The sequence below is a fragment of the Microbulbifer sp. 2205BS26-8 genome (assembly GCF_030731025.1).
GTDB lineage: Bacteria > Pseudomonadota > Gammaproteobacteria > Pseudomonadales > Cellvibrionaceae > Microbulbifer > Microbulbifer spongiae.
The window spans coordinates 22,392-28,990 of sequence record NZ_JAVAMR010000045.1 but is presented as its reverse complement, the minus strand read 5'-3'; the positions used below and the strand labels follow the sequence as shown (position 1 = coordinate 28,990).

Sequence of the window (6,599 nt, the reverse complement as noted above, 5' to 3'; positions counted from 1 at the left end):
TTCGCCGACTACCAATAAGCAACTGGCAGGAGCGGTAACACAGAATTATTTACACTCTCAAGACCTGCAATGGGCAGTAAATATTGAATCGGATGCATCGTAATTCTGTAAACCTGAATACAAGCTGAATATAAATATATAACGCCAAACCTTTTCTATAAGAAAACTTATTCTTGACCACTTACACAAGATTACAGGAGATTACAGCCTGTATTTTTTAGCCTGAAATTAGCAATCATTCAACTTGCCACCTATTTCATTCTATTTGCCGCAAAATCTTTATTTACATATTTTTTGTAATTTACTGTTGTTGCGGACAATGAATTTTCTGTTACAATCCTCAGCCCAATTTGGATCTATCGTTAATGAAGGATTTTGTCATGAGATTCAAGCTCGCTGCTCTTCCCCTGATGCTTCTCGCGGCTGCTGCTACGGCAGAAGAGTACAATTCTATTACTACTGTTGGATATTCTAATCTGGATTTTGATAACATTGATGGCAACCAGCTAAGCGCTGAGACCACTTACTACTTCGATGGCAAGGAGTCCCTGGGGCCTCTTAGAGAATTTGAATATATTAATAAAGCCAGCAATATATCAGCGGCATACCTCCACTACGATGTGGGTAGTTTTGATCTGGATAACTTTGCTGTTGCCGGTGAGTATTTTGCTGGGAATGGATTGGTTTTCGGTGCTAATTTAACCGAAGTTGATGACGACAATGTCAATACAGTTTCTCTTGGCTACCTGTTTACACCAAACTTTTTGCTAAAGTTGTCTCATACTGATAGAGACTCTGATGAAGAAACTTATATTGAGGCTCGTTATAATCACCAGCTGAGCGGCTCCGATTATATCGGTTTTGATTTTGCTGCAGATGATGATTTTGACGTGCGCATATTTACCTCCAAGTATTTTGCCAGCCTGGGTAATGATCAATACTTAACTGCAGATTTTGCCTATGCCAGCTTTGATGAAGGGGATGATTACTGGCAAATTGGTGCGGATTATTACTTCACGCGGAATACAGCTTTTGGTGTTACCGTAGACGAAAATGAAGACTACAAGGTGGGCTTCTCTCACTTCTTCAGTCGCAATGTTGCAGTAGAGGCGGCCTACAGCACTATTCTTTCAAATGCTGCTTGGGATATTCGCAGCTTTGGTCATGAAGCCTTTGCTGTAGCCGCAAATGCGGACGTTGAGGTAGATAAGTTCGAGTTGGGCTTAACTGTTCAGCTGTAAGTTTACGCAACAAAAGGGCTATTTTTGATAGCCCTTTTTATTAACTGGTAACCTCATTAGTTAAACGACTCCCGGCAAAGCCGGGAGCTTATAGGGTGACGCCCTCAAAGGGCTTTATTTGCACCCAAGGCGCTATAGCCCCAGCATCATTTGATCTCGACGAACATCCTCCTGCTCTTGATTACGGATATATGCTCTAACCGGTTCCTCATCCAGACCTACTGTAGAGACAAAATAGCCTCTCGCCCAAAAATGCTCTCCTGCAAACTTTCTCTGTTTCCCCTTAAAGAAAGCGCCTGGCTATCATAATGGCACTTTTACCTTTCAAATATCCTACTACATTCGATACCGAATACTTCGGTGGGATACTGATACACATATGCACATGATCTGCCATTAAATGTCCTTCTTCTATCTTGCAACCCTTTCTACCAGCCAACCCATGGAAGACCTCCCCCAAGCCCTTGCGCAGATTGCCATATATCAACTTTCTTCTACGTTTTGGGATAAACACTACATGGTATTTACAATCCCATCTTGTATGCGTCAAACTTTTATAGTCTCTCATAGGTACACCCTTCTACTTCTTGGTCGAAATAGAAGGCTACTAGCAGGCTGCTGAAAAACTCGGATTTTGAATTAAAGCATCATCATCTTGAAGTTTTAGAATCAAAAAAACACTTGTTTTGTAGGCTCTGAATTTTCTGATTTTATAAGAGTTAAGGTAAAAATTTCGTTAAAGGGACTTTTTCAGCAGCCTGCTAGACCGTAGCAACGGTCGAACCTATTCGAATCCCCCCGGCATACCCGGGGGTTTACCTAATGATTAAATTAGTAACCGGTCATTGTAGGGCGTCATTCACCAATCCAAACCCTCACACTATTCTGGCCACCGTCAACAACACGGAGGCCAACCATGAGTTCAACAGACAACCACACTTTACGCCCGCGTCGGTCCGCACAACAATGGCAAGCGCTTATCGAAAAGTGGCAAGCCAGCGCCACTTCCGCCAAGCAGTTTTGCTCTGAGCAAGCTATCGGCTATGCCAGCTTCTGCCAGTGGCGCAAACGCCTGTCAGCGCCAGATAAGAATACTCGGCAGGACGGGAATATGGCGTCTGGATTTATCGATCTCGCCGCTCTGAGTTCGGGAGCTTCTCCGGGCTGGGAGATCGTGCTGAGCCTGGGTAATGGCGTTGAGCTGAAGCTGAGTCAACGCTGATGTTCACGGTGGGTACCCGCGCGAGGATCCTGCTGTGTACCGAGCCCACCGACATGCGCAAATCCTTTTGTGGGTTATCCGCGCTGGCCAAAAATCAGCTCGATGAAAATCCGCTCGAAGGCCAGTACTTCGTCTTCATTAATTGCCGCAAGACCATGTTGGTGGACAAGTTCCAGTACCATCTGCCGTTGTACCGCTAGCACCAGCGCTTGGGACAGGCGGGGATCACTCTCAGCCGCGCCACCCTCACCAACCTGTGCAAGCTCGCGATTGATTTACTGCGCCCCACTGCTGCGGCACAGTTGCTCAGTATTCTGCAAAGCTGGGTACTGGCCATGGACAAAACGCCAATCAAAGTCGGCAAGAGCGGTAACGGCAAAATGAAACAGGGCTACTTCTGGCCCCTGTACGGCGAATGCGATGAAGTGGCATTTACCTACAGTGCCAGCCGCGGACGCGCGCATATCGAAAAAATACTCAATACGGATTTTACCGGAACCCTGCTGAGCGACGGCTACGTCGCCTATGCACGCTTTGCCGAAGAGAATGTCAACATCACCCACGCCCAGTGTTGGGTACACAGCTGCCGTTACTTTATTGATGCGGAACAGCAAGAGCCGCAGGCGGTACGTTACGCACTAGACCATATTGCCCGCCTGTACAAGATCGAAGAAGAGATTGTTGAATCAAACCTCACTGGCGACAAGAAATGTGCACACCGACTCACACACAGCAAGCCGGTAGTAGATCAGTTCTTCCAGTGGTGCCAAATCCAACTTGAGCGTACAGATCTGATTCCCTCCAACCCACTTACCAAAGCACTCGGTTACGTCATTCAGAGAGAGCATAAGCTTAGGGTGTTCCTGGAAGGTCCGGATTTACCTTTGGACACCAACCACCTGGAGCGCGCACTGCGCCCCATCCCAATGGGCAGAAAGAACTGGATGTTCTGCTGGACAGAGTTGGGTGCGGAACATGTAGGCATCATCCAAAGTCTGATTACTACCTGCAAACTGCACGACATCAATCCGTATACCTATCTCACGGATGTGCTGCTACGTGTTGGCCAGCACCCAGCCAGAGAGGTTGCGGATCTAACGCCGCGGATGTGGAAAGAAAAGTTTGTCCGCAATCCACTGCGGTCAGACATCTATGGTTGAAGCAATAACGCCGTAGAATGAGCGGTTATCCCTGCGCTACAGACTCTGAAGTGGTTGGACAATAGCCACTGATACTTACAAAAAAAGCAGCCGAAGCCGCTTTTTTAGTCACCTGAAAACAGGTGCTCGGAAAGGTAAGGCAGCGACTACTTGCCGGCCGCCTTGCGAATCGCCTGCAGGGTGCGCAGGCGGGCTTCGGCTTCGGCCAGCTGGGCCGAGATGCGCGCGTAGTCGACCTCGGAGGGCGCTTTGTGCAGGGCATGTTCCGCTTCCTCGCGGGCCTTCTGCGCGGCCTCTTCATCGATTTCCCGTTCGGCCACGTCCGCGAGGATGGTCACCATATTCGGCTGCACCTCGGCGTAGCCACCGCTGACGAACAATACCTCTTCTTCACCATCGGCTTTGATGATGCGTACCGGTCCGGGCTTCAGGGCAGTGAGCAACTGCGCGTGACCATAGGAGAGCCCCAGCTCCCCTTCGATGCCACTCACAATCACCATCCGCACCAGTCCGGAGAAGAGAGACTGCTCGGCGCTGACAATGTCACAGTGTACTGTCATGGCCATAGTATATGCCTATCTCGATTAGCCTTCGGCCTTGTTGGCTTTTTCCACAGCTTCATCGATGGTTCCCACCATATAGAAGGCCTGTTCGGGCATGTGGTCATATTCACCGTTCAGGATGCCCTGGAAACCGCGGATGGTTTCTTTCAGGGAGACGTATTTACCCGGTGCACCAGTAAAGATTTCCGCCACGTGGAAGGGCTGGGACAGGAAGCGTTCGATCTTGCGCGCGCGGGCTACAGTCTGCTTGTCCTCCTCGGACAGCTCGTCCATTCCCAGGATGGCAATGATGTCCTTCAGCTCCTTATAGCGCTGCAGTACGGACTGCACGCCACGGGCCACCTCATAGTGCTCCTGGCCGATCACCTGCGGGTCCAGCTGACGGGAGGTGGAGTCCAGCGGGTCTACCGCCGGGTAGATACCTTTGGCGGCGATATCGCGGCTCAGTACCACGGTGGAGTCCAGGTGCGCGAAGGTGGTGGCCGGCGACGGGTCTGTCAGGTCGTCCGCCGGTACATACACCGCCTGGATAGAGGTAATGGAACCGGTCTTGGTGGAGGTGATACGCTCCTGCAGAACGCCCATCTCCTCCGCGAGGGTGGGCTGGTATCCCACCGCAGAGGGCATACGGCCCAACAGTGCAGAGACTTCGGTACCGGCGAGGGTGTAGCGGTAGATGTTGTCGACAAACAGCAGTACGTCTTTGCCTTCATCACGGAATTTTTCCGCCATGGTGAGGCCGGTCAGGGCCACGCGCAGGCGGTTGCCGGGGGGCTCATTCATCTGGCCGTATACCATGGCCACCTTGGAGTTGGCCTTGTTGTCCAGGTCGACGACGCCGGACTCCGCCATCTCGTAGTAGAAGTCGTTGCCTTCGCGGGTACGTTCACCAACCCCGGCGAATACGGACAGGCCGGAGTGCTCGGTGGCAATGTTGTTGATCAGCTCCATCATGTTGACGGTTTTACCAACACCGGCACCGCCGAAGAGGCCGACCTTGCCCCCCTTGGCGAACGGGCATACCAGGTCAATCACCTTGATACCGGTTTCCAGCAGTTCGGTGGAGCTGGACTGCTCCTCGTAAGTGGGTGCGGGGCGGTGAATAGAGGCGCGCTCCTTCTCACCAATAGGGCCACACTCGTCAATCGGGTTACCGAGCACGTCCATAATGCGCCCAAGGGTTTCGTGGCCAACCGGTACCGAAACCGGTGCGCCGGTATTGTGCACGGGCAGACCGCGACTGATACCTTCCGATGAACCCATGGCAATCGCGCGCACCACGCCGTCACCCAACTGCTGCTGCACTTCCATGGTGAGGTTCTTGCCCTCAACCACGAGTGCATCGTATACATTCGGGACGCTGTCGCGCGGGAACTCCACGTCGATGACCGCTCCGATCACTTGCACAATTTGTCCGTTACTCATTTCCGGATCCTCAGCTTTAAATTCTCTCAAGGTCGGCCACTGCAGGTATCAGCGGGGGCTTAAACCGCTGCGGCGCCGCCGACAATTTCCGACAGCTCCTGGGTAATGGCCGCCTGGCGCGCCTTGTTGTAGACAAGCTGCAACTGGTCGATCAGTTCGCCGGCATTGTCGGTGGCGCTCTTCATGGCGATCATGCGCGCGGCCTGTTCACAGGCTTTGTTCTCTACGACCGCCTGGTACACCTGCGATTCGATATAGCGGGCCAGCAAGCCGTCCAGCAATTCCACCGGGTCCGGCTCGTAGAGGTAGTCCCACGCGTGCATGAGTTGTTCGTCCTCGTCTTTTGGCAGCGGCAGCAGTTGCTCGACCCGCGGCTTTTGCGACATGGTGTTGACAAACTCATTGGAGACCAAAAACAGGCGATCAATATCACCTTCCGCATAACGGTCCAGCATGACCTTGACCGAGCCGATCAGCTTGCTGGCCTGGGGCGCATCGCCCAGGTCGCGTACCGCGGCGACAACCTTGCTGCCGATGGCATTGAAGAAAGCGGCCGATTTGTTGCCCACAGCACAGACTTCGACATCGACCCCTTTCTCGGACCAAGCCTGCATCTCGCGAATGGCTGCCTTGAACATATTGATGTTCAGGCCACCACAGAGTCCGCGGTCTGTGGATACCAGCACAAAACCAACCCGCCTGACCTCGCGCTCCTGCAGGTAAATATGTCGGTACTCCGCCGAGGCGTTGGCGACGTGACCGATCACCGCGCGTATACGCCGGGCATAGGGGCGACCCAGTGCCATGCGATCCTGAGCCCTGCGCATCTTGCTGGCCGCCACCATTTCCATTGCGGCAGTGATTTTCTGCGTGCTCTTGATACTGGCAATTTTTGTGCGTACTTCTTTTCCGCCTGCCATAGTGATTTACCTTGTTCGCTGGAACTGTGAATGTGGGGAAGGGCTGCTGTGACCCTTCGCCGCTGCTT

The 6,599-nt window shown here is 52.2% G+C and carries 5 protein-coding genes and 2 pseudogenes; 3 read left to right on the top strand and 4 right to left on the bottom strand.

Annotation, left to right across the window (positions count from 1 at the left end):
• The first annotated feature begins 380 nt into the window (after positions 1-380).
• Positions 381-1,241: a putative porin gene (locus tag Q5Y71_RS13450; protein ID WP_306042632.1), complete on the top strand. Its 861-nt coding sequence runs from the start codon at positions 381-383 to the stop codon at positions 1,239-1,241.
• Between the two features lie 132 nt (positions 1,242-1,373).
• On the opposite strand, the pseudogene tnpA reads toward Q5Y71_RS13450, so the two are convergent.
• A pseudogene (tnpA, locus tag Q5Y71_RS13445) lies at positions 1,374-1,809 on the bottom strand (IS200/IS605 family transposase).
• 348 nt (positions 1,810-2,157) lie between these two features.
• Between tnpA and Q5Y71_RS13440 the strand changes: the two are divergent.
• Entirely contained in the window at positions 2,158-2,463 is a 306-nt protein-coding gene (locus tag Q5Y71_RS13440) for an IS66 family insertion sequence element accessory protein TnpB (RefSeq protein ID WP_306042630.1), read from the top strand.
• A pseudogene (locus Q5Y71_RS13430) lies at positions 2,463-3,623 on the top strand (IS66 family transposase). Before Q5Y71_RS13440 ends, Q5Y71_RS13430 begins: the two are co-directional and overlap by 1 nt.
• Before the next feature lie 146 nt (positions 3,624-3,769).
• Here Q5Y71_RS13430 and Q5Y71_RS13425 read toward each other — a convergent pair.
• Genes Q5Y71_RS13425 through atpG form a run of 3 tightly spaced genes read right to left on the bottom strand, consistent with a single transcriptional unit; the run spans position 3,770 to position 6,531 of the window.
• On the bottom strand, positions 3,770-4,189 hold the full coding sequence (locus Q5Y71_RS13425) for a F0F1 ATP synthase subunit epsilon (RefSeq protein ID WP_301415676.1): 420 nt from the start codon (positions 4,187-4,189) through the stop codon (positions 3,770-3,772).
• Positions 4,190-4,207: 18 nt separating this feature from the next.
• Positions 4,208-5,611, bottom strand: a complete 1,404-nt coding sequence (gene atpD, locus Q5Y71_RS13420; RefSeq protein WP_301415677.1) for a F0F1 ATP synthase subunit beta — start codon at positions 5,609-5,611, stop codon at positions 4,208-4,210.
• A gap of 59 nt (positions 5,612-5,670) precedes the next feature.
• Entirely contained in the window at positions 5,671-6,531 is an 861-nt protein-coding gene (atpG, locus tag Q5Y71_RS13415) for a F0F1 ATP synthase subunit gamma (RefSeq protein ID WP_306042629.1), read from the bottom strand.
• Positions 6,532-6,599 lie beyond the last annotated feature (68 nt).

Excerpts from the sequence above, each read along its gene's own strand:
- Q5Y71_RS13450 (WP_306042632.1), top strand. The coding sequence starts at position 381 with ATGAGATTCAAGCTCGCTGCTCTTCCCCTGATGCTTCTCGCGGCTGCT.
- Q5Y71_RS13425 (WP_301415676.1), bottom strand. The coding sequence starts at position 4,189 with ATGGCCATGACAGTACACTGTGACATTGTCAGCGCCGAGCAGTCTCTC.
- Q5Y71_RS13440 (WP_306042630.1), top strand. The coding sequence starts at position 2,158 with ATGAGTTCAACAGACAACCACACTTTACGCCCGCGTCGGTCCGCACAA.
- atpD (WP_301415677.1), bottom strand. The coding sequence starts at position 5,611 with ATGAGTAACGGACAAATTGTGCAAGTGATCGGAGCGGTCATCGACGTG.
- atpG (WP_306042629.1), bottom strand. The coding sequence starts at position 6,531 with ATGGCAGGCGGAAAAGAAGTACGCACAAAAATTGCCAGTATCAAGAGC.